We start from the raw sequence: 18,137 nt of genomic DNA on the forward strand, positions 1-18,137 counted from the left end.
CGCGAGGGGGAGTCCGGGGGTACGGGGGATTGCGGGTGCGCGGGGGTGCGGTGGTTCAGGGGGCGAGCAGGACGGCGCCGGCGCGGTCGGGCGGGCCCTGGACGGCGGTGATCACGAGCACCTGCTCGGCGTCGCCGTCCTCGATCAACAGGGCCGCCCGCTCGTGCAGTTCGGGCCCGTCCGGGAAGCCGGGGCCGAGCGCGACGACCGGCCCGTCCAGCTGCCAGCGGGCGGCGACGTGGCCGAGCACGGCGTTCGGGTTCGACTGGAAGAACAGCAGCGGGGCGACCCGCTGCCCGGCCGCGGTGGCCCGGGCCAGCGCGTCCGCCGTACCGGTGTCGCCGCTCGCACTGGCCAGCAGCAGCGCGGTGCGCGGCGCCCCGACGGCGGGCGGCGCACCGTAGCGGGCCCGCAGGCAGCGCTCGGCGGCCTCGGCCACCAGCGGGCTGAACGCGGACTCCACGAACCCCGCGATGGCGGGCAGTTCGTCCTCCGGCCCGTCCGGCCAGCGGGCGGCGGCCAGCACCCGCAGCGGCCCGGCGAGCACGCGGGGCGCCGTCGGCGCAGCCTGCGGTGCCTGCGCAGCCTGCGGTGCCTGCGGTGTCGGATGCGGAGGCGAATGGTCGGGAGCGAGGACGGGGGAGGGTCTCGGGGCGGTCATGCGGGTGCCACCAGGAGTGCGGGCCGGGAGCGCCGGACGGGAACGAGAGGAGACAGGGAACGAGAGGAGCCGGGGAACGAGAGGAGCCGGGGAACGAGAGGAGCCGGGGAACGAGAGGAGACAGGACCGCCGGGACCGGCGGGACCGGTGACCGGGGGGCGGGGTCAGGCGGGGGCCACCAGGAGGGCGGTGTTGGCGCCGCCGAACGCGGCGTTGACGGTGAGGGCCAGGGCGGGGGCCGCCGGGCGGGGGCGGTCGAGCACCAGGTCCAGCGGGCAGTCGGGGTCCGCGGCCTGCCAGCCGGCGTTCACGGGGAGCGATCCGGCGCGCAACGTACCGACGGTGGCGGCGAGTTCGAGCAGGGCGGAAGCCTCCAGGGCGTGGCCGTGCACGGACTTGGTGGAGCTGACCGGCGGGGTGCCGGACGGGAAGACGGCGCGCAGCGCGGCGGCCTCGGCCAGGTCGCCGAGTTTGGAGCCCGCGCCGTTGGCGTTGACGTAGCCGACCGCGTCCGGTCCGGCGCCCGCCCGGGTGAGCGCGCCGTGCACCGCCCGGGCCAGGCCGGTGCCGTCGGGGTGCGGGCGGCAGACGTGGAAGGCGTCCCCGGTCCGGGCCCACCCGGCGATCCGGGCCAGCGCGCGGCCGCCGCGCCGGCGCAGGGCCGGTACCGACTCCAGCACCACGGCGACCGCCGCGTCGCCGAGCAGCATGCCCTTGCGGCCCAGGCTGAACGGGCGGACGGCGCCGTCCCCGGCCAGTGCCCGGCCGGCGTCGAACACCGCGAAGGTGTCCGGCTCGACCAGGTACCCGGCCGCGACCAGCACGCGTTCGCGCCGCCCGGAGGCGATCAGCGCGGCCGCGTCGGCGACCGCGGTGGACGCCGCGACGCACGCCCCCGTGTAGACCCGGGGCCGCAGCCCGGTCCGTTCGGCGACCTCGGCGGCGACCGGTCCGGCCCGCCGGTCGCCGTGCAGGGCGAGCAGCAACTCCTCCTCTGCACAAGGCTGTTCGGGTCCGCCGGGTCCGGAGAGCGCGCCTGCCTCGGCGAGCACCGCGACCAGCTGGTCGGCCAGCCGGGGGGAGCCCGGTCCGGTGGCGGCCCGGTCCGCGCGGTGCGCGGTGGTGCGGAAGCGCTGCACCGGGGCGAAGGCGGCCCGCCCGGCGAGCACGCCGTCGGTCAGGGCGTCGAGCCCGGCGCCGAACGCCGACCGCACACCGATGCCGCCGACCAGGACGGCGCGCCGGGGCGGGCCGTTCCGGAGTGCGGTCGGGGTCATGGCGCGGCGACTCCCGCGCCGTCCTGAGCCTCGGCGTTCAGGACCTCGGCGTTCAGGGCCGCGGCGAGCTGGGCGCCGAGCGCGGCCACCGCGTCGTCCACGGTGCGGATGGCGTCCAGGTGCTCGTCGTCCAGGTCGACCTGCACGCCGTAGGTCTGCTCGGCCTCGGCGATCAGCCAGGTCAGTTCCAGCGAGCCCAGGTGCTCGTCGACCTGCTCGGGGGCGCGGTCGCCGTAGCGGGCGAGCATGGCCAGGGCCTCCGCCCGGCCGAACCGGGTTCCGGCGTCGGTGCTCATCGGGCGGTGCCCACCGCGGACTTGGCGATCCGGGCGGCGACCTCGGCGCTGAACTCGTCGATGGTCATCAGGGCGGTGGACTCCATGTCGTCCAGTTCGAAGCGGATGCCGAACTCCTCCTCGACCTGCACCGCGAGGTCGGCCAGCGCCAGCGACTCCAGGTCGAGGCCGGCCGGGCCGAGGTCGGTCTCCGAAGTGACGTTCGAGACGTCGTAGTTCATCGCGGCCAGCGTGGTCAGGACGAACGAGCGGATCTGTTCCTGCATGGAAGGATCTCCAGCGCAATCGGGAGGGGAAGGAAGGGGTGGTTCCGGGCAGGGCGCGCCGACGGCCGGACGGACGGTGTCTGGAGCCGTCCACCGGGCCGGGCGCACCGCACCGGAAGGGGGGAGGGGAAGCGGGGTGGATCAGCGGGCGGCGTCGGCCTGTCGGCGCAGGGCGGCGGCGTCCCGCAGCAGCTTCCCGGTGGCGGTCCGGGGGAGCTGCGGCATCAGGTGCAGCCGGCGGGGCAGCTTGTAGCCCGCCAGCTCCTTGCCCAGCAGTTCGCGCAACTGCTCGGCGGGGCCGCCCCGTTCGGACGGCGCGGAGGTGACGCCCTCGGCGGTCGCGGCGTACGCCTCGATCGCGCCGTCGGCGAACAGCACCACGGCCTCGACCACACCGGGGAGCCCGGTGAGGGCCTGCTCGACCTCGTTCAGGTCGACCTTGAGGCCGCCGATGGAAATCTGTGAGTCGCGCCGCCCGAGCACGGTCACCAGGCCGGTGCCGTCCTCGATCAGCGCGGCGTCGCGGGTGTGCAGCAGGCCGTCCGACCAGCGGGTCGGGTCGGTCGGCCCCAGGTACGGGGAGTGCTCCCGGGCGATGTGCAGTTCGCCGCCGGCCAGGGACAGCCGCATCCCGTGGACGGGCGCCACCGCGGGGTGGTGGCGGCCGCTCAGGTCGGTGGCGATCACGCCGGTCTCGGTCATCCCGTACATGGTGCCCAGCGGCACCCCGTAGCGGGCGCGGAACGCGGCGGGCAGTTGCGGGCGGACGAGTTCGCCGGCCACCACCATCCGCCGCAGCTGCGGCAGTTCGGGCGGCGCGGCGACCGCGGCCAGCAGTTCGGCGTGGAACGGCACCCCGATCACGGTGGTCGGTGCGCCGCCCTCGGCGATCGCGGCCAGGATGCCGGTCGGGGTCGTCCGCTGCGGCACCACCAGCTCCACGCCCGCGTGCAGGGCGTGCAGCAGCCCGCCGACCAGACCGAGCACGTGCACCGTCGAGGACAGCAGCACGGTGCGCTCGCCGCGGGTCGGGAACTCCGGCAGCCGTGCGTAGCAGTCGAGTTCGCGCAGCAGGTCGGCGGCCGTCCGGGCGATCACCTTGGACGGGCCGGTCGAGCCCGAGCTGAGCTGTACCAGGGCGTGCTCGGCCGGGGCCTCGTCGGCGTCCGGCAGCGGCGTGAACCGCGGTCGGCCGTCGGCGAGTTCGACCAGCACCCCGGGGTGCAGCCGGTCCACCGCGCGGTCCACCTCGGCGGCGGTCAGCCGGTGGTCCAGCAGGACCGCCCGGGCGCCGGAGCGCCAGACGGCCAGCAGGGCCGCGACGAACTCCGCCGACGGCGGCATCCGCAGTGCCGCCGTCCCGTGTTCGCCGAGTCCGGCGGCGGCCAACTGCCGCTGCCGTTCGGCCACCAGGGCCCGCAGGGTGCCCCTGTTCACCGGAGCGCCGAAGCGCAGGCACGGTTCGCCGTCCGGTCCGGCGAGTAACTGCTCGTCCACCCAGTCCGCGGCAACCGTGCCGCCGCGTACCGGGGTTGGGGTAAGCGTCAACGCAACTCCACGCGCTCGTGTGGGAAGCAAGGTTCGGAAGTTGTGATGCTTCAGTGTGGAACCCCCGTCGGTGCCGACCTTTGCACGGGAGCGCATCAAGGGTCAAGGTCTATACCAGTGGCTGGTCGCCCCCTACGCTGTCCCTCGTTTTCGCACGAGTTGACGGATCATCAGGAGGTTCGGACGCGATGGTTCCGCTCACCCTGGCGGAGCACGGCGCGCTGGCCAAGGCCCGACTGCCCGCTGTGATCTGGGACTTCTTCGACGGCGCGGCCGGATCCGAGTGGACCGCCCGGGCCAACCGGGACGCCTGGCAGCGGCACCTGCTGCGCCCGCGCGTCCTGGTGGACGTCTCGGCCCCCGACTGCCGCACCGAGCTGTTCGGCGACCGGCTGGCCGCCCCGTACGGCGTCGCCCCGATGGCCTACCACGGGCTCGCCCACCCCGACGCCGAGTGCGCCACCGCCCGGGCCGCCGCCGCGGCCGGGGCGCTGCTGGTCGCCAGCATCTTCGCCGGGCGCACCCTGGAGCAGATCGCCGAGGCGGCGCCCGACGGGACGCGCTGGCTCCAGCTGTACTGGCTGCGCGACCGCGAGGCGCTGGCCGCACTGGTCGCGCGGGCCGAGGCGGCCGGCTACCGGGCGCTGGTGCTCACCGTCGACGCGCCCAAGGTCGGCCGCCGGCTGCGCGACCTGCGCAACGCCTTCGCGCTGCCGCCCGGCATGACCGCCGCCAACCTGGCGGCCCGGCTCACCAGCGGCGCCGGGCGGGCCGAAGCGGGCCGCTCCGGCATCGAGGAGCACTCCCGGCAGCAGTTCGACCCGACGGTCACCTGGGCCGACCTGGCCTGGCTGCGGCGGCGCACCACGCTGCCGCTGCTGCTCAAGGGCGTGCTCACCGCCGAGGACGCCCGGCTCGCCGTCGAGCACGGCGTGGACGGCCTGGTGGTCTCCAACCACGGCGGCCGCCAGCTCGACGGCACCCCGCCCGCGCCGGACGCCCTGGCCGAGGTGGTCGCCGCCGTCCCGGCCGACCTCCCGGTGCTGGTCGACGGCGGCCTGCGGCACGGCGCCGACCTCGCCAGGGCGCTGGCCCTCGGCGCCCGCGCCGCCCTGATCGGGCGGCCCGTGCTGTGGGGCCTGGCGCACGGCGGCGCGGACGGCGCCCGGGCGGTGCTCGACCTGCTGCGCGAGGAGCTGCTCGACACCATGGTGCTGGCCGGCCGGCCCACCCTCGCGGACCTCGACCGCGGCGCCCTCGCGCCCCGGCCGGGGGCCGCCCCCACGCATCGCTGAGTGGCCGTCGCTCTCCTTATATATAGGGGCCCATGACGGACCACCGACAAACAGAACGGAACGACGCGCATGACGACCACCGAACCCCCCACCGAACCCCCCGTCGAGAGCCCCACCGAACCCCTCGTCGAGAGCCCTGCCGAGAGTCCCGCCGCGGAGCTGTTCGCGGACTGGGACTGGGAGGACCCCGAGGGCCTCGAAGCCCGCACCGACGCGTTCACCGACGACCTCGCCCGGTGCACCTCGATCGAGCTGGTCCGCCCCGAAGTGCCGCACACCCACCAGGACTTCCGCGAACTCGGCGTCACGGGCATCGAGTTCGCCGCGTTCCGCACCCGCCACCCGCAGGGCCTCGGCACCGACCTGGTCGGCCTGCACACCGACGCCGACCCGGACGCCCGCCCGGATGCCCACCCGGACGCCCGCCCGGACGCCGACGGTGTCGTCACCGCCACCCGCCCCGGCCCGGTCTACCGGATCGACGGCAGCAGCCTGTACACCCGCCTCGACATCGCCCGGCCGCTCCCGTTCGCCGACCACAGCGTCGACTGGGTGTACGCCGAGCACCTGATCGAGCACGTCCCGCTCGGCACCGCCGTGACCTGGCTGGCCGAGGTGCGCCGCGTCCTGCGCCCCGGTGGCCTGCTCCGGATCACCACCCCGGACCTGGCCGCGTACGTCACCGGCTACCTCGACGACCGGGAGCAGTTCTTCCGCCGCCACCGCCGCCGCCTGCGCACCATGCGGGTCGGGCCGCCGATGCCGGAGCGCCGGGCCTTCATGCTGAACCAGATCTTCTACCATTTCGGCCACCGCTGGATCTACGACGAGGCCGAACTGCGGTACGTTCTGGACCGCGCCGGTTACGGCGCATTCACCGTCGTACGACGGGAGTTCCAGACCGGCGCCCGACCGGACGTCGCCGCCCTCGACACCGCCTTCCGCAAGGACGAGTCGATCTACCTGGAGGCCGTCGCCCCCGACGCCGCCCCCGGAGGACCGCACTGATGCCGCTGCACCCCCAGGCCGAGGCGATGCGGGCCCGCCGCGCCGCCGCCGGCACCCCGCCGCTGTACACCCGCAGCCTCGCCGAGGCCCGCGCCGCCGACCTCGCCGACCTGCGGGCCGCCACCGGAACGGGCGAAGGAGTCCACCACGTCGGGGAGTTCACCGTCGACGGCCCCGGCGGCCCGCTCGCCCTGCGCCACTACCGGCCCGCCCCCCGCCCGGCGGACGCCGCCCCCGGCCCCGCCCTGCTCTACCTGTACGGCGGCGGCTGGGCGCTCGGCTCCCTCGACACCGGCGACCCGGTCTGCCGTGCCCTGGCCAATGCCACCGGCGCCGACGTGCTCGCCGTCGGCTACCGGCACGCCCCCGAGCACCGCTTCCCCGCCGCCGTCCACGACTGCTGGGCCGCTCTCGACTGGATCGCCCGCCACGCACCCGAGTTGGGCCTCGACCCGGCCCGGATCGCGGTCGGCGGCGACAGCGCCGGCGGCAACCTGGCCGCCGCGCTCACCCTGCTGGCCCGCGAGCGCGGCGGCCCCGCGATCCTGCACCAGCTGCTGGTCTACCCCAACACCGACCACCGCGTCCCGCCCCCCGGGACGGACGACGACCCGGCGCTGTTCAACCGGCACTCGGTCGCCTGGTACTGGGACCACTACCTGGCCGACCCGGCCGACGGCGCGAACCCGCTGGCCTCCCCGCTGCGCGCCCCCTCGCTGGCCGGCCTGCCGCCCGCCACCGTGCTCACCGCCGCCTACCGGGCCGCGGAGCAGCAGCGGTGACCCGGGTGCTGCACCTCGCCGACCTGCACGGCTCGCTGGCCGACCCGCTGCTGGACGCGATGACCTTCCTCAACGAGGTCACCGGCCGCTACCCCGAGGCGGTCTCCTTCGCCCCCGGCCGCCCGCACGAGGAGTTCTTCGACCCGGCCGACATCCCGAAACACCTGGACACCTACCTGCGCCACCTGCGCGAGGAACGCGGCCTGACGGAGAGCCAGGTCCGCCAGGAGGTGTTCCAGTACGGGCGCACCAAGGGCCTGATCGCCCCGCTGATCGCCCGCGCCCTGGCCGCCGACGAGGGCATCGACGCCGACCCCGAGGCGCTGGTGGTCACCGTCGGCGCCCAGGAGGGCATGCTGCTGGTGCTGCGCGCCCTGTGCGCCGGGCCGGACGACGTGCTGCTGGTCTCCGCGCCCTGCTACGTCGGCGTCACCGGCGCCGCCCGGCTGCTCGACCTCACCGTGCACCCCGTCCCGGAGGCCGGACGCGACAGCGGACTCGACCCCGAGGCGCTGGCCGCGGCCGTCCGCGACCTGCGCGCCGCCGGGAAACGCCCCCGGGCCTGCTACGTCGTCCCCGACTTCGCCAACCCCAGCGGCGCCAGCCTGGACGAGCCGGCCCGCCGCCGGCTGCTGGCGGTGGCCGAGGAGACCGGCGTCCTGCTGATCGAGGACAACCCGTACGGCTTCTTCGGCCGCACCGCCGACCCCCGCCCCACCCTCAAGGCCCTGGACGGCGACCGCGGCAACGTGGTCTACCTCGGCTCCTTCGCCAAGACCTGCTTCCCCGGCGCCCGGGTCGGCTACGTGGTCGCCGACCAGCGGGTGGCCGCCCCGGACGGCCGCGAGGGCCTGCTCGCCGACGAGCTCGCCAAGCTCAAGAGCATGACCACCGTCAACACCTCGGCGCTCAGCCAGGCCGTCATCGGCGGCATGCTGCTGGACGGCGGACTGCGCCTGCGGGACGCCAACGAGCCCGCCCGGCGCTTCTACGCCCGCAACATGGACACCCTGCTGGCCGAGCTGGAGACCGCCTTCCGGGACGTCCCCGGCGTCTCCTGGAACCACCCCGACGGCGGCTTCTTCGCCGTCGTCACGGTGCCGTTCCGGGCCGACGCCCGGGCCCTCGACGCGTGCGCCCGCAAGCACGGCGTGCTGTGGACGCCGATGGACGGCTTCCACCCCGGGGGCGGTGGAGAGTACCAACTGCGGCTCTCCTGCTCCTACCTGACGCCGAATCAGATCGCGGACGGGGTGCGGCGGTTGGCCGCCTTCGTCAAGGAGCAGCTCCCGGCGGGCTGACCCGGACAGCACCGAGCGGGGCCCGGCACGCCTGCCGCCGGGCCCCGCTCGGCCGTGCCTGCCGTCAGCGGATCCGCTGGGCGAACAGCCGCGCCGACCAGGCCACCGCGACGGCCATCAGCAGCGCCGTCAGCAGCAGGCCGCGCCACACCTCGGGGGCGTCCAGGTGCCCGGCGAACAGGGCGCGCATGCCCTCCACCGCCCAGTAGCAGGGGTTCCAGGACGCGGCGGTGCGCAGCCAGACCGGGGCCAGCGCGATCGGCAGCAGGGTGCCGGAGAGCAGCGCCAGCGGCTGCGCGATGGTGTTGACCACCGGGCCCAGCGCCGCGTCGGTGGGCACCAGCAGGGCCAGCCCGTAGGAGACCGAGGACGCCATCAGGGCCATCAGCGCCAGCATCGCCAGCGCCAGCAGCAGGTCGGCCAGGCCCACGGTCAGGCCGAACGGGATCGCCAGCACGGCGATCAGCACCGACTGGATCAGCAGCGCGGTGGTCTCCCGCAGCGCCCGGCCCAGCAGCAGGGCGACCCGGCTGACCGGCGTCACCCGGGACCGCTCGATGACGCCCGCGTGCAGCTCGCCGAGCAGGGTGAAACCGGTGAACAGGCCGCCCATCAGCGCCAGCGCGGACAGCAGCCCGGGCACGTAGATCCGGTAGGCGTCGGCGGTGCCGTGCGCGCCGGACGCGGCCAGCGCGGAGGTCAGCAGCGGGGCGAACAGCAGCAGGTAGCACAGGGGTTGGAGCAGACCGACGGCGATCCACACGGGGGAGCGGGCCATCAGGAGGAGTTGGCGCTGGTAGACCAGCCAGGTGTCGCGGGCGAGCTTCACGGGGACCTCGGGGGCTTCGGTGGCTTCGGGGGCTTCGGTGCCGGACGGGGGACGGGGGTCAGCTGCTGTGGACCAGCGCGCGGCCGGTCAGGGCCAGGAACACGTCGTCCAGGCTGGGGCGCTGCAACTGGACGTGCTCCGGCTCCAGGCCGGCCGCGGCCAGGGTGCGCAGCAGCTGCGGGATCGCGGTGGCCGCGGAGTCCACGTGCAGGCGCAGCCCGTCCCCGTCCGGCAGTGCCTCCAGGCGCTGCACGCAGGGGAGTTCGGCCAGCTCGCGCTCGGCGCGGTCGGTGGCCCCGGCGTCGGGCAGGCCGATGGTGACGGAGTCGCCGGAGATCTTCCGCTTGAGCTCCTCGGGGGTGCCCTCGGTGACGATGCCGCCGTTGTCGACGATGCCGATCCGGTCGCACAGGGCGTCGGCCTCGTCCAGGTAGTGGGTGGTCAGCAGCACCGTCATGCCCTGCTCGCGCAGGCGGCGGACCTCGGCCCACACCTGGGCGCGGCTGCGCGGGTCGAGCCCGACGGTCGGCTCGTCCAGGAACAGCACGCCGGGCCGGTGGACGACGCCGAGCGCCAGGTCGAGGCGGCGGCGCTGGCCGCCCGAGTACGTCTTGCAGACCCGGTCGCCGAACTCGGTCAGGTCGAAGGCGGCCAGGCCCTGTTCGGCGCGCTGCACGGCCTCGGCCTTGCGGACGCCGTACATCCGGGCCTGCAGGACGAGTTCCTCGCGGGCGGTGGCCTGGTCGGTGGTGCCGCCGCCCTGGGCGACGTAGCCGATCCGGCGGCGGACCTCGCCGGGCTCGGCGCGCAGGTCGGCGCCGGCCACGGTGGCCGCGCCGCCGTCGGGGACGAGCAGGGTGGCGAGCATGCGCAGCGTGGTGGTCTTGCCTGCGCCGTTCGGGCCGAGGAGGCCGTAGATCTCGCCCTCCGCGACGTTCAGGTCGATGCCGCGCACCGCGTCGACGGCGGCGGCGCCGCGGCGGGGCTGGAAGGACTTGCGCAGCCCCTTGGTCACGATCAACCCGGACTCCTGTGGTCGGTGGGTGCGAATGGGTGTGCACGCGTGCGGTCGGGTGCGGTCGGGTGTGCACGCGTGCGGTCGGGTGCGGTCGGGTGCTCGGGAGAGCTTCGGGGGAGGGGAGGGGCGGGGGACGCCGGAGCAGACCCTAGGGCCCGACCCGGCCCGCCGACAATGGTCTGGACCATCAGGCGGGACCGGTCCGGTGCGGTGCGCGCGCGAACCGCTCCAGCCGCTCGGCGGCCGCCACCGCCCCGCCCCCGGCCCGCAGTTGACGGCCCAGCAGCGCGGCCGCGTCCCGGTACCCGGGCCGGTCGAGGACGGCGCGCAGCGCCGCACGCAGCTGGTCGGAGGTGGCGGTGGCGAAGTCGACCCGGACGGCCGCACCCAGTGCGGCCAGCCGTCCGGCGGTCACCGGCTGGTCGTGCCGGATCGGGGCGAGGACCAACGGCCTGCCGTGGACGAGGGACTCGCCCACGGTGTTCATCCCGCCGTGGCACAGTACGGCGTCCACCGCCCCGCGCTCAAGCAGTTCCAGCACCGGAACGCGCGCGCACCCGATCGCGCCCGGCGGCAGCGCGGCCTCCCCGGGGGCGGCCACCACCGCCTGCACGTCCGGGAGTTCGGCCAGCGCGGCCGCCACCCGGTCCAGGAAACCGCCCGCCACCTCGGCGGACAGCGTCCCCATGGTGACCAGCACCCGGCGCCGCGCCGGGTCCAACCGCTCCCACGGGAACGGCGGTTCGGGCCGCTCCGCGAGCAGCGGACCGACCAGCGCGTACGTTGCCGGGACGGCCGCGGCGTCCAGGCCGAGCAGGGCGGCGCTGCCGGTGGCCACCACCAGGCCGGGGGAGAAGCGCGGATCGGTGTACTGCCCGGCGGGCAGCCCGGCCCGCTCCCACAGGCCGCGCAGCACCCCGTCCCGCCAACCGGCCAGCCCGCCGCCGCCGTTGTCGCCACCGCTGCCGTCCAACGGGTCGCCGATCTCCAGCGAGGACGGGGCGAAGCTCGCCCACGGCACGCCCGCGCCGTGCGCGGCCAGCGCGCCCGCCGGGCTGTGCTGGTCGACCAGCACCACGTCCGGCCGCCACTGCGCGACGGCCCGCCGCACCGTGCCCAGGGTGAACCGGGTGTGCGGCACCACGAAGCCCTCCCAGAGCGAGCGCACCGCCGCCGCCCCGCCCACCGCCTGCTCGCGGAACAGCCGGGCGCCGGTCGGATGCACCACCGCGTCCGGCCCGAGCACCGGCCGCAGCGCCGGCTCCGGCCCCACCCAGGACACCTCGTGCCCGCGCGCGGCCCAGGCCAGGGCCAGCGCCCGGGCCGGCAGCAGGTGCCCGGCCAGCGGGGGCACCACGATCAGCAGGCGCAGCGGAACGGCGGGAGCGGACATCGGCGGTTCTCCTCGGAGGCGGAAACGGAAACGGAGCCGGTGTGCGCGCACGGTGCACGCGCACCGGGCGAGACGGGTCGTGAGCGCGCGGACAGGGCGCGACGGGTCGTCAACCGGCCCCGGGCGGGCCGGAATCGGCGGAGGTTCGGGCGGCACCAGCGGAAATCCCGCACGAGTCGTGTGCAAACGAGGGAGGAGTGGTACAGACCACAGGGGGATCCCGGGAAGGAAGCGTCGGCGATCTCTTGTGCGGGCCGGTGAGGCGACGGAATACTAGCCCGCGTGACCGCTCTGGAGGCAGTCGCCGTCCACCTGCCGCCCGTCGCCGAACCGATCGAACTGGTCGGGGAGCGCCTGGGACTGACAGGACGTCAGATCAGCTTGTTCCGCCGGTTCCACGGCCTGGACCAGGTCAGGGTGGACCCCGACGGAGACCTGACCGACCTGCTCACCGCCGCAGCGAAGGCCCTGGCCCCGCTGCGCGGCAACGAACACCGCGTGAAGTACGTGCTGCACGCGCGCAGCCTGCCGATCGCGGCACCCTACCCGCACAACCCGCTGCACGACGCGCTCGGCCGTCTGGGGCTGACGCACGCCCGTGCCCTCACCATCACCCACCACGCCTGCGCCGGCTCGCTGCTGGCCCTGGACGTGGCCGGCCGGCTGCTGGCGGCAGACCCGGACCCCGCGGCGACGGCGCTGATCCTGGCGGGCGAGAAGACCTTCACCCGGGACGCCCGCATCGTCCCGGACACCGCCCTGTTCGGCGAAGGGGCGGCGGCCTGCCTGGTGCGGGCCGGAGGCGAACGCGACCGCGTGCTGTCCTACGCGGTCGACCAGCACGGCGAGTTCGACGGGCGGCTCGCCGAGGACCCGGAGCTGATGCTGGAGTACCAGCGCAGCTACCCGGAACTGATGACGGCCGTGATGGAAGCCGCACTGGAGGAGGCCGGCGAGAGCTGGGACTCGATCCGGCTGCTGCTGCCGCACAACGTCAACCAGATCTCCTGGAAACGGATCTGCCGCCGGACCGGGTACCCGCCCGAACGCGTGGTGCTGGACAACGTCCCGGCGGTGGGGCACAGCTTCGCCGCCGACATCCTGCTCAACCACCACACCGCCACCACCCGCGGCCTGCTCCGCCGCGGCGACCGCTACCTGGTCGCCGCGTCCGGGATCGGCGCGACCTTCGCCGCCATGGTGCTCCAGCACTGACCCGTCCCGCCCTCCGCACACCGGGGGCGGCCGGACGTCCGCCGGGGCCCGGCTGCACCGCGCGCCGACGCTGCCGCGCGCCCACGCCACCCAGTCCACCCGCCCGCACCCGGCCACGCCGCCGGAGTGCCGGCCAGATCAGGGGATCGCCATGACCGACTCCGCCACCGACCTCGCCCTGCCCGAAAACACCGCCACCGGCGCGGTAGCCCTCGCCGACAGCCCGGACGCCCCGGACGCCCCGGACGCCCCGGACGCCACCGGCACCGCCGCCGACGTGGACCCCGAGCTGCGCGGCCGCGCCCTCGACGGGATCCTGCAGCTGCTGCCCCGGGTGCTCAAGCGCGACCTGCCCGAGATCGGCGAGAACGCCTGCCTGTTCGACGAGGTCGGCCTGACCTCCGCCGCCACCCTGGAACTCATCCTCGAACTCGAGGACCACCTCGACGTGCAGATCGACGTCGAGGGCATCGACCAGGACGACCTGCGCTCGGTCGGCACCCTGGCGGGCTTCGTCGCCGGACACGTCATCGCCGAGGACTGACGACCGTGCGCGTCCGCGGACCGCTCCCCGCCACCACCCTGTCGCGCGCCGCCTCCCCGCTGCGCCTGACCGCCGCCCACGCCCTCGACCTGCCCGGCCACTCCCCGCTCGCCGCCGACCCCGACCTGCGCACCTTCACCGCCGACCTGTCCCGCCCGTACGGCGTGCAGCTCGACGAGGACGCGCTGGCCGGGGCCCGCGGGCAGTCGTACGCCGCGCTGGCCGAACGCGCCATCGACGCCCTGACCGACCCGGCCCGCCCGGTCGACCTGCTGCTGCTGGTGTACGCCACGCCCGACGTCCGCCCCGGACAGGCCGTGGCCCTGCACCTCGCCGGGGTCTGCCCGGGCGCGCCGCTGTCCTTCGCGCTCTGCGACGAGGGCGCCGGCGCCGGGTTCAGCGCGCTGCGGATCGCCGACGCGTACGCCCGCACCGCCGGGGCCCGGCGCGCCCTGCTGATCGCCGTCGAACAGGCCGACCTGCACCACCGCCCGCACCGGCCCGCCCGGCTCCCCGACCGGCACTCCGCCGCCGCCCTGCTCTGGGAAGCGGACCCGGAGGCCGGAACGCCCGGCCGCGCGCTGCGGGAACTGCACAGCACACCGGACCTGACGGACCGTCAAGTCGACGTCGCACTCAGGGAGTTGTGCGCCGAACTGCCCGCCGACACGGTGCTGCTGCTCGGCCCCGGCCTGGCCGCCGCCACGCCGCCGCCCGGCCCGCGGACCCGCACCGCCCGCCCCGGCAACCCGTACACCGGCGGCTGGGCCGCCCTCGGCGCGGCCCTCGCCGACCCCGGACTGGCCGGCCGCCCCCTCGCGCTCGCCGACCACGAACCGGAGACCGGCCGTCTCGACCTCGCCCACTGGGCACCCGCGGAACCCGCCCCGTGACCGCCGCCCGGCCGGGCCCACAGCCGGTCCCACAGCCGGGCCCGCCGCCGTTCCCACGCCACCCCGCGCCCTCGCCCCCGCCGCTGCCGCCGACCACCGGCCCCGACCCTGACCGAGGCAGAGCCATGAGCACCCGCCACCCCGACGACGCCACCCCGCTGCCCACCGCCGCGCCCGGCGTCCAACTCCAGCCCGCCGCCTACGAGAAGCTGCTCGGCGCGCTGCGCGAGTCGATCGCCCGGCTGGCCGCCGACGAGCCCTTCGAACGGCTGGTCGTCCCGCCGGTGATCTCCCGCGCCACCATCGAACGGGCCGGCTTCGCCGCCTCCTTCCCGCACCTGCTCGGCACCGTGCACAGCTACACCGGCAGCGCCTCCGAATGGCGCGGCCTCGCCCCGCTGATCGCCGAGTCCGGCCCCTGGCACGCCAGGCAGGAGATCACCGACCTGGTCCTGCTGCCCGCCGCCTGCTACCCCGTCTACGCCACCCTGACCGGGCAGGACCTCGCCGCGCCCGTCCGCTACAGCGTCGAGGCGCAGTGCTTCCGGCAGGAGGCCACCGCCGAACCCGGCCGGCTGCGCAGCTTCAAGATGGCCGAACTCGTCACCGCCGGCACCCCCGCGCACTGCCAGGAGTGGCGCGAGCACTGGCTGCGGCGGGTCGCCGACTGGCTGGAGGGCCTCGGCCTGAAGCCCTCGGTCGAACTCGCCGACGACCCGTTCTTCGGTGGCGGCCGCAAGCTCTACCAAGCCGCCCAGCGCGCCCAGGAGTTGAAGTTCGAGCTGCGCGTCCCGGTGGCCGACGGCCTGCCCCAGGCGATCGCCTCCGCCAACATCCACAAGGACCACTTCGGCGAGGCCTTCGACTTCACCGCCGACGGCGCCACCGGCCACACCGCCTGCACCGCCTTCGGCCTCGACCGGATCGCCCTCGCCCTGCTGCACGCCCACGGCCCCCGCCCCGTCGACTGGCCCCCGCACATCGGCACCGCCCTGAACGGAGACTGACACCGTGTCAGCCGCACCAGCCGGGAACACCCCGGAGCACACCACCCTCACCCTGCACTACCGCTCCACCGCGCCCGAGGCCGAGGGCCCGCTCACCCTCGGCCAGGACAACATGATCCGCTGCCTGCGCCACGACGAACCCTCGCACATGAACAAGCAGGCCACCTGGAGCGTCCCGCCCGGCGCCGAACTCCCGGCCTGCCTCGATGCGTTGCGCACCCTCGCCGAGCGGCACGCCGCGCTGCGCACCGTCTTCCCCGGCCCCGCCGACCGCCACCCCGAGCGCCAACGCGTCCGTGCCGCAGGGGAGTTCACCGTCCAGGTGATCGCGCTCGCGGACGGCGAGGACCCGGCCGCCCGGGCCGAGGCGTACTGCTGGGACGGGCGGCGGCAGGCGTTCGACCTGGCCGCCGAGTTCCCGCTCCGGTTCGCCCTGCTCACCCGGGACGGCGCGCCCGTGCTGCTCGCCGTGGTCATCTGCCACGCCCAACTCGACGGTGTCGCCACCGGGTTGCTGTTCCAGGAGTGGCTGACCCTGGCCGCCGGCGGCACCCTGCCCCCGCCCACCGCGCCCACCCCCGTCGACGTCGCCGAACAGGAGCAGTCCGTCTCCGGGCAGCGCCGCACCAAGGCCGCCCTGCGGCACTGGGAGCACATCCTCGCCGACCGGCCCACCTCGGTGTTCGCCGACGACCGGATCGGCCCCAACGACACCCTGCTGCCCACCCTCGGCGTCCGCTCCACCGCCGGCGCCGCCGCCCTGGAACGCGCCGCCACCCGCACCGGCGCCTCCAACTCGGCCGTCCTGCTGGCCTGTTACGCCGTCCTCGCCGCCCACCGGGCGGCCCGCTCCACCGTGGTGATGGCCGCCCTCTCCGCCAACCGCCACCGCCCCGGCCTCGCCGACCACATCGGCACCCTCGCCCAGGACGCCCTGCTCGCCGTCGACACCGACTGCCCCGACCTGGACACCCTGATCGCCCGCACCCAGGCCCACGCCCTCTCCGGCTACTGGCACGCCACCTTCGACGCCGAACGGATCTGGCAGCTCATCGAGGACGTCGCCGTCCGCCGCGGCGCCCGGTTCGCCCGGCACGTCGTGGTCAACGACCTCAGCGCCACCGTCCCCGCCGAGATCGCCGCCGCCCGCCCGCTCCCGCCCACCGAACCCGACCTCGCCTGGTACCCCGCCGAACCCACCCCCACCCGGCTGATGCTCAACATCTGGCGCACCGCCGGCTGCCTCGAGTTCACCCTGCACACCCACCCCGACGTCCTCGACCGCGAAGAGACCGAACTCTTCGCCCACGCCCTGCTCCGCCTGCTCGACCTCGCCGGCACCCGCAACGTCACCCTCGGCCCCGACAGCGAGATCGCCCCCCTCAGCGGCCTGCCCACCGCCCGCCGCGACAAGGCCCGCTGGCAGCGGGTCGGCACCAACTGGATCGACCTGGACGCCGTCGCCGACCTGCTCCGCACCGCCCTCCCCACCGCCCGCGACATCGAAGTCACCTGGGAACACGACGAGTTGAGAGCCACCATCGACCCCGGCCCCACCCCCCTCACCCCCGCCCAGGCCCACACCGCCGTCATGACCGCCCTCCCCGGCCACGACACCGCCATGGCCCCCCAGCGCTACGTCCTCCCGCACGCCACCGGCACCGGCCGCGACTGAACGGGCCGGAGTCGTCCGGACGGAGCAGCCGGGTTCCGGTCCGGGCGCGTCGTGGCGTCGGGGGTGGGGCGGGGCGGTGAGGATGGGCAGCGATCCCCCTTCCTCTCATGCCGGAGTGCACCATGGAGCTGTTCCCGCCCCTGCCGCTGGAGTCGTGGCGGGACACCAAGGAGACACTGCACCGTTTCGCCCAGGTCGTCGGCAAGATCCGGCTGGCCGGCAGCACCCGCCGCAACCACTGGTGGAACGTCCCCTTCCACCTGACCGGACGCGGCATCACCACCCGCCCCACCGGCCCGACCCGCGGCGGCGACGCGTTCACCGTCGACTTCGACTTCACCGACCACCGCCTGTACGTGCGCACCCTCGACGGCGCCGAGGACTCCTTCCCGCTCACCGGCCGCTCCGTCGCCGACTTCTACCGCGACACCCTGCGCGCCCTGGTCCACCTCGACATCGACGTGCTCCCCGACCACCCCTACCCCTACGACCTGCCCGACGCGCACCGCCCGTTCGCCGACGACCACGAGCACCGCAGCTACGACCCGGCCGCCGTCACCACCTACTGGCACGTCCTCAGCCAGGTCGCCCTGCTGCTGGAGGAGTACGCCGCCGGGTACGCGGGCAAGACCAGCCCCGTCCACCACTTCTGGCACACCTTCGACCTCGCCGTCACCCGCTTCTCCGACCGCGAGGTCCCCCAGCCCGCCGCCGACCCGGTCACCCGCGAGGCGTACTCCCGCGAGGTCATCAGCGCCGGCTTCTGGTTCGGCGACGACAACGTCCCCGCCCCCGCCTTCTACTCCTACACCGCCCCCGAACCGGCCGGCCTCGACACCCGCCCGCTGCACCCCGCCGCCGCCCGCTGGATCCCGAACCGGGGCAGCCACCTCGCCCTGCTGACGTACGACGAGGTGCGCACCGCCACCGACCCGTGGGCCACCGCCCTGGAGTTCCTCGAATCCGCCTACCGGGCCGGCGCCGACCTGGCCGGCTGGGGACGCGACCGCGAGTGCCCCGGCGGCATCACCGACACCGAACTGCGCAGGCTCCCGGGCACGGAGACGGACACGGACACGGACGCGGAGGCAGGCGCGGACCGGGAGCGCTGACGGCAGGGCGGATCAGC

General features: G+C 75.5%; 18 protein-coding genes. 10 read left to right on the forward strand and 8 right to left on the reverse strand.

Annotated features, from left to right (window positions below; translation table 11 throughout):
- Nucleotides 1-55: 55 nt before the first annotated feature.
- From IH44_RS0130900 to IH44_RS0130920, 5 genes are all read right to left on the reverse strand, one after another.
- The gene (locus tag IH44_RS0130900) at nucleotides 56-547 is read right to left on the reverse strand and encodes a hypothetical protein (protein WP_035956924.1); all 492 of its coding nucleotides are present in this window, start codon (nucleotides 545-547) and stop codon (nucleotides 56-58) included.
- 278 nt (nucleotides 548-825) lie between these two features.
- Nucleotides 826-1,938, reverse strand: a complete 1,113-nt coding sequence (locus IH44_RS0130905) for a beta-ketoacyl synthase N-terminal-like domain-containing protein (protein WP_198545071.1) — start codon at nucleotides 1,936-1,938, stop codon at nucleotides 826-828.
- Nucleotides 1,935-2,234: a hypothetical protein gene (locus IH44_RS0130910; protein WP_030463082.1), complete on the reverse strand. Its 300-nt coding sequence runs from the start codon at nucleotides 2,232-2,234 to the stop codon at nucleotides 1,935-1,937. Before IH44_RS0130910 ends, IH44_RS0130905 begins: the two co-directional genes overlap by 4 nt.
- A complete protein-coding gene (locus tag IH44_RS0130915) occupies nucleotides 2,231-2,500 on the reverse strand; it encodes an acyl carrier protein (protein WP_030463083.1) in 270 nt (89 codons plus the stop codon). The genes IH44_RS0130910 and IH44_RS0130915 overlap by 4 nt, the downstream gene beginning before the upstream one ends.
- Nucleotides 2,501-2,641: 141 nt before the next feature.
- The gene (locus tag IH44_RS0130920; protein WP_035956928.1) at nucleotides 2,642-3,997 is read right to left on the reverse strand and encodes a class I adenylate-forming enzyme family protein; all 1,356 of its coding nucleotides are present in this window, start codon (nucleotides 3,995-3,997) and stop codon (nucleotides 2,642-2,644) included.
- A gap of 239 nt (nucleotides 3,998-4,236) precedes the next feature.
- On the opposite strand from IH44_RS0130920, the gene IH44_RS0130925 reads away from it, so the two are divergent.
- The 4 genes from IH44_RS0130925 (at nucleotide 4,237) to IH44_RS0130940 (ending at nucleotide 8,434) form a co-directional block, all read left to right on the forward strand.
- Nucleotides 4,237-5,343 carry an alpha-hydroxy acid oxidase gene (locus tag IH44_RS0130925; protein ID WP_030463085.1) on the forward strand — a complete coding sequence of 369 codons (1,107 nt, stop codon included), beginning with the start codon at nucleotides 4,237-4,239 and terminating at the stop codon, nucleotides 5,341-5,343.
- Nucleotides 5,344-5,412: 69 nt separating this feature from the next.
- Entirely contained in the window at nucleotides 5,413-6,351 is a 939-nt protein-coding gene (locus IH44_RS0130930) for a methyltransferase domain-containing protein (RefSeq protein WP_030463086.1), read from the forward strand.
- Nucleotides 6,351-7,133: an alpha/beta hydrolase gene (locus IH44_RS0130935; protein WP_232795148.1), complete on the forward strand. Its 783-nt coding sequence runs from the start codon at nucleotides 6,351-6,353 to the stop codon at nucleotides 7,131-7,133. The genes IH44_RS0130930 and IH44_RS0130935 overlap by 1 nt, the downstream gene beginning before the upstream one ends.
- Nucleotides 7,130-8,434 carry a PLP-dependent aminotransferase family protein gene (locus IH44_RS0130940; protein ID WP_030463088.1) on the forward strand — a complete coding sequence of 435 codons (1,305 nt, stop codon included), beginning with the start codon at nucleotides 7,130-7,132 and terminating at the stop codon, nucleotides 8,432-8,434. Before IH44_RS0130935 ends, IH44_RS0130940 begins: the two co-directional genes overlap by 4 nt.
- Before the next feature lie 64 nt (nucleotides 8,435-8,498).
- Here the strand turns inward: IH44_RS0130940 and IH44_RS0130945 are convergent, their stop codons facing one another.
- The 3 genes from IH44_RS0130945 to IH44_RS0130955 all read right to left on the reverse strand — a co-directional run bounded on the left by IH44_RS0130945 (nucleotide 8,499) and on the right by IH44_RS0130955 (nucleotide 11,674).
- A complete protein-coding gene (locus IH44_RS0130945; protein WP_030463089.1) occupies nucleotides 8,499-9,263 on the reverse strand; it encodes an ABC transporter permease in 765 nt (254 codons plus the stop codon).
- A 58-nt stretch (nucleotides 9,264-9,321) separates the two neighbouring features.
- Nucleotides 9,322-10,278, reverse strand: coding sequence for an ATP-binding cassette domain-containing protein (locus IH44_RS0130950; protein WP_198545072.1), 957 nt, complete (start codon nucleotides 10,276-10,278; stop codon nucleotides 9,322-9,324).
- A gap of 190 nt (nucleotides 10,279-10,468) precedes the next feature.
- Complete coding sequence (locus IH44_RS0130955; protein WP_030463091.1) at nucleotides 10,469-11,674, reverse strand: glycosyltransferase; 1,206 nt, start codon at nucleotides 11,672-11,674, stop codon at nucleotides 10,469-10,471.
- Between the two features lie 282 nt (nucleotides 11,675-11,956).
- On the opposite strand from IH44_RS0130955, the gene IH44_RS0130960 reads away from it, so the two are divergent.
- The 6 genes from IH44_RS0130960 to IH44_RS0130985 all read left to right on the forward strand — a co-directional run bounded on the left by IH44_RS0130960 (nucleotide 11,957) and on the right by IH44_RS0130985 (nucleotide 18,120).
- A complete protein-coding gene (locus IH44_RS0130960; protein ID WP_030463092.1) occupies nucleotides 11,957-12,889 on the forward strand; it encodes a 3-oxoacyl-[acyl-carrier-protein] synthase III C-terminal domain-containing protein in 933 nt (310 codons plus the stop codon).
- Nucleotides 12,890-13,040: 151 nt separating this feature from the next.
- Complete coding sequence (locus IH44_RS0130965) at nucleotides 13,041-13,433, forward strand: acyl carrier protein (RefSeq protein WP_081967235.1); 393 nt, start codon at nucleotides 13,041-13,043, stop codon at nucleotides 13,431-13,433.
- A gap of 5 nt (nucleotides 13,434-13,438) precedes the next feature.
- A complete protein-coding gene (locus IH44_RS0130970; protein WP_051817604.1) occupies nucleotides 13,439-14,326 on the forward strand; it encodes a hypothetical protein in 888 nt (295 codons plus the stop codon).
- A 125-nt stretch (nucleotides 14,327-14,451) separates the two neighbouring features.
- Nucleotides 14,452-15,333, forward strand: a complete 882-nt coding sequence (locus IH44_RS0130975) for an aminoacyl--tRNA ligase-related protein (protein ID WP_030463095.1) — start codon at nucleotides 14,452-14,454, stop codon at nucleotides 15,331-15,333.
- 4 nt (nucleotides 15,334-15,337) lie between these two features.
- The gene (locus IH44_RS0130980) at nucleotides 15,338-17,008 is read left to right on the forward strand and encodes a condensation domain-containing protein (protein ID WP_051817606.1); all 1,671 of its coding nucleotides are present in this window, start codon (nucleotides 15,338-15,340) and stop codon (nucleotides 17,006-17,008) included.
- 122 nt (nucleotides 17,009-17,130) lie between these two features.
- Nucleotides 17,131-18,120 (forward strand): DUF5996 family protein, encoded by a 990-nt coding sequence (locus tag IH44_RS0130985; protein WP_051817611.1) that lies wholly within the window; start codon nucleotides 17,131-17,133, stop codon nucleotides 18,118-18,120.
- The last annotated feature ends 17 nt before the right edge of the window (nucleotides 18,121-18,137 follow it).

The sequence above is a fragment of the Kitasatospora sp. NRRL B-11411 genome (assembly GCF_000721345.1).
GTDB lineage: Bacteria > Actinomycetota > Actinomycetes > Streptomycetales > Streptomycetaceae > Kitasatospora > Kitasatospora cineracea.

Bases quoted from the DNA above. Each gene is read 5' to 3' on its own strand.
- IH44_RS0130905 (WP_198545071.1), bottom strand. From the start codon at position 1,938: ATGACCCCGACCGCACTCCGGAACGGCCCGCCCCGGCGCGCCGTCCTG.
- IH44_RS0130910 (WP_030463082.1), bottom strand. From the start codon at position 2,234: ATGAGCACCGACGCCGGAACCCGGTTCGGCCGGGCGGAGGCCCTGGCC.
- IH44_RS0130915 (WP_030463083.1), bottom strand. From the start codon at position 2,500: ATGCAGGAACAGATCCGCTCGTTCGTCCTGACCACGCTGGCCGCGATG.
- IH44_RS0130925 (WP_030463085.1), top strand. From the start codon at position 4,237: ATGGTTCCGCTCACCCTGGCGGAGCACGGCGCGCTGGCCAAGGCCCGA.
- IH44_RS0130930 (WP_030463086.1), top strand. From the start codon at position 5,413: ATGACGACCACCGAACCCCCCACCGAACCCCCCGTCGAGAGCCCCACC.
- IH44_RS0130935 (WP_232795148.1), top strand. From the start codon at position 6,351: ATGCCGCTGCACCCCCAGGCCGAGGCGATGCGGGCCCGCCGCGCCGCC.
- IH44_RS0130955 (WP_030463091.1), bottom strand. From the start codon at position 11,674: ATGTCCGCTCCCGCCGTTCCGCTGCGCCTGCTGATCGTGGTGCCCCCG.
- IH44_RS0130965 (WP_081967235.1), top strand. From the start codon at position 13,041: ATGACCGACTCCGCCACCGACCTCGCCCTGCCCGAAAACACCGCCACC.
- IH44_RS0130975 (WP_030463095.1), top strand. From the start codon at position 14,452: ATGAGCACCCGCCACCCCGACGACGCCACCCCGCTGCCCACCGCCGCG.
- IH44_RS0130985 (WP_051817611.1), top strand. From the start codon at position 17,131: ATGGAGCTGTTCCCGCCCCTGCCGCTGGAGTCGTGGCGGGACACCAAG.